Origin of the sequence: Dietzia sp. DQ12-76, assembly GCF_014145045.1 — a bacterium.
GTDB lineage: Bacteria > Actinomycetota > Actinomycetes > Mycobacteriales > Mycobacteriaceae > Dietzia.
This window is the reverse complement of record NZ_JAALDV010000086.1, coordinates 1-2,988: the sequence shown is the minus strand read 5'-3', so window position 1 is coordinate 2,988 and position 2,988 is coordinate 1. Positions and strand designations below refer to the sequence as shown.

Genomic DNA, 2,988 nt, shown 5'->3' with positions numbered 1-2,988 from the left:
GCCTCCGGCCCCGCCGGCGAGTTGGTCGCCGTGGCCGACCACGTCGAGCGGGCCCGGCGCGCCGCTCAGCTACTCGTCGCTTTGGGGCGTGCGGGCGAGGGCGCGGCGACCGAGGAGCTCGGCCTGTACGGACTGCTGTTCAGCGAGGTCGACGCGGAGGACGTCACGCAGTTCATCGACCGCAACCTCGGGCCGGTCCGAGATCATGACCGCGACCGGGGCAGCGCCCTCATGGAGACCCTGAGCGCCTGGTTCGCCGCCGACGCCAGCCCCTCCGCCACCGCCGACCGGCTCTACATCCACGTCAACACCGTCTATCAGCGACTCGACCGGCTGGACTCGGTTCTCGGCGACGGGTGGCGCCGCGGTGATCGCGCGATGGAGCTCCGCTTGGCGCTGCGGATGTGGGAGCTCCGCGGCGCCTGAGCGTGCTCAACCTGAGCGCATGCCGAGACCTGATTTAGTGTCCAGGTAACCCCGCGGACACATCACGATTCACGTCCAGAACATGAGAGTGCCGTCATAACGGCAGTTGACGTTGATATTTGGGCGCGATTCGCGGAAATGTGAGTTTGTAGACAGAAGTGACATTTCCGTTTGCTACTGGCGAGTAGATAAACGATAATAAATGCGATGCGTCAACAACCTGCGTTGGCGACGACCCTCACCTACGCCAGAAAGGCCCACCCATGAGCACCACGCCCACCCCCGCCCGGACCGCGCCGAAGCAGAACCGCCGCAAGAAGGCCCGGGCCATCATGGCCTCGGGTCTGGTGCTGGGCGTCGGCGCCGCCGTGACGCTGGCGGCCTGGTCGGACACCGCGTGGGGCGTGAGCGAGTTCGGCACCACGGGCAGCGACTTCAACATCCAGGCCCACTTCAACGCCGCCGAGGGGTGGAACGAGTTCGTGACCAAGGACAAGGCCGGCACCATGCAGTTCGGGCCCGCCTCCAAGGCGCTCGTCCCGGGCGTGCCCGTCTACCAGCTGGTGGGCCTGCGGGAGAACAAGGGCAACCTCGGCGCCAACGTCACGATCTCGCAGCAGAGCGTCGCCACCAACGCCCTGACCAGCAAGGTCGCCGTCTCGATCGCCGAGCTCGGTGGTGGCTCCACCCCGCCGTCCACCTGCTCGTCGGCCGCCACCAACTTCACGACGGTGGGCACGCTCGCCGCTCCCACGACCCGCACCACGCGGGTGGAGAAGAACGCCTACACGTGGCTGTGCTTCCGCGCGCAGCTCGACGGCAGCGCGGGCCTGGACTCGGCCGGCATCGCGCCCGCCCCCGTGTACTGGACCTTCGACGCCCAGAGCGACGACGCCTGACCGCGCCTCGACCTTCCGACCCGAGACCGGCGAGCAACTCACGAGAGGTGACGGCCATGCAGACCGCAGCACACGCGCCCCACAGCGGAAACGCGGGTCGACCCGCGGGAGCGCACCGCGCACCCGGTCGGTCGGTCGGCTCCTACCTCGCCGGCGGGTTGGCCAACCTGCTCGCCGCGGGTGGCGTGGTGGCGGTCGGGCTCGTGCTCGCGGCGGTGACGATGAACATCACCCTCATCATGTTCAAGACCGGGTCCATGTCCCCCACGATCCCCGCGGGCTCGGTCGCAGTGGTCAAGCAGATCGGTGCGGACGAGATCCGGGTGGGGGACGTGGTCACCGTCGACAGGCCCGGCCGGCTGCCCGTCACCCACCGGGTGATCGAGGTCCACCCGCAGGCGCCGGGTGAGGCGCTCATCCAGATGAAGGGGGACGCGAACCCCAACCCCGACCCGGGGATGTACCGGGTGGAGAGCGTGCGCAAGGTGCTGTGGTCGGTGCCCGGCCTCGCGAACGCGATCGTCTGGGCCGGCAACCCGCTGGTCCTGGGCTCGATCACCCTGCTCGCCGCGGTCGGTGTCCTGTGGACCTTCTGGCCCGGGCGCGACGAGGCCGAAGCGGTGGCCGAGGACGAGGACGACGACGAGGTCGCACGGTGACCGGTCTGCAGCGTCCGGTGCGCGCGCTCATGGCCATGCTCGGGGCCCTCGCCCTGGTCATGACGACGGCGCTGGCCGTGGGCACCATTCGGCCCACCGAGGCGGCGTGGGCCGACCGGGCGATGGGAGCCGCCGAGTTCGGGGCGAGCCCTGACGGCGGCAGGAACTTCGCCCGGTCCGCCGCCGGCTACGGCGCACTCAAGCCGTGGCTCTCCGGGGCGAGTGCTATCGGTTCGGTCCAGAGAGAGGTCACGCCCTCCACCACCTGGATCGCGCGCTCCGCCAGCCCCAGCAGCTGGAGCACCGAGTCGGTGGGCACCTTCCTGAGCTCGGTGCGGGCCAGCGCCGAGACGCGCACATGCGCCCGGCGCGACAACCGTCAGCCGGACGACTGCCGACCGCTTCCCGATCAACCGGAGGCCGGGGCGGCGGCGAGTCACGCCGTGTCCCAGGTCCGGAACGTCGATGCATCGGCCCTGGCGCTCCTCGTGAGAGTGCCGCTCGTCCGGACCTCGTCGACCCCCATCACCGCCACCGCGTCGTGCACTCCGGGCGAGATCGGGCGAGCCGGGCTCGCGGGAGACCCGGTGACGATCGGCGGCAACCTCTTCGACTCCGGTGATCGTGTCCAGATCCCCGCACCGGGGCGGCAGACCACCTTTGTCAGAGACATCGGCCTGTACACCTACCACGGCGTCCTCCAGCACCATCACGTGGTGTCGAACGGGTACGCGATGTCGCAGCTCCGCCTGTACGTGGAGGCGTCCGGGGATGTCCTGGGGTCGCAGCCCTGGGTCCTGCACATGGTGCTGGCGCACGCCGAATGCGGTGCCTCCCGGTCCGTGACCAGCGCACCCGTCCGGCCCGACGTGTCCTGGCCGGCTCCGCTCCCCGAGCAGTCCGCCCGGATGATGTCGATGCGCGCGGCCGCGGTCAGCGAGTCAGTCGCCACCGAGGGGGAGCCCGGCCGGCCCGTCGAGGCCGAGCCCGGTCAGTCCGTCGAG

Annotated in this window: 4 protein-coding genes; all 4 read left to right on the top strand. The window is 70.3% G+C overall.

Going from position 1 to position 2,988, the window contains the following annotated elements; translation table 11 throughout:
* Nucleotides 1-426, top strand: a 426-nt coding sequence (locus tag G6019_RS04145) for a PucR family transcriptional regulator (RefSeq protein ID WP_182613474.1), incomplete at its 5' end; no start/stop codon positions are given.
* Nucleotides 427-689: 263 nt separating this feature from the next.
* Nucleotides 690-1,325 carry a SipW-dependent-type signal peptide-containing protein gene (locus G6019_RS17080; protein ID WP_197431426.1) on the top strand — a complete coding sequence of 212 codons (636 nt, stop codon included), beginning with the start codon at nt 690-692 and terminating at the stop codon, nt 1,323-1,325.
* Nucleotides 1,326-1,381: 56 nt separating this feature from the next.
* The gene (locus tag G6019_RS04135) at nt 1,382-1,984 is read left to right on the top strand and encodes a signal peptidase I (protein ID WP_182613475.1); all 603 of its coding nucleotides are present in this window, start codon (nt 1,382-1,384) and stop codon (nt 1,982-1,984) included.
* Nucleotides 1,981-2,988: hypothetical protein (locus G6019_RS04130; protein WP_182627090.1), on the top strand; the 1,008-nt coding region annotated here is incomplete at its 3' end. The genes G6019_RS04135 and G6019_RS04130, both read left to right, overlap by 4 nt.

Bases quoted from the DNA above. Each gene is read 5' to 3' on its own strand.
- G6019_RS17080 (WP_197431426.1), top strand. From the start codon at position 690: ATGAGCACCACGCCCACCCCCGCCCGGACCGCGCCGAAGCAGAACCGC.
- G6019_RS04135 (WP_182613475.1), top strand. From the start codon at position 1,382: ATGCAGACCGCAGCACACGCGCCCCACAGCGGAAACGCGGGTCGACCC.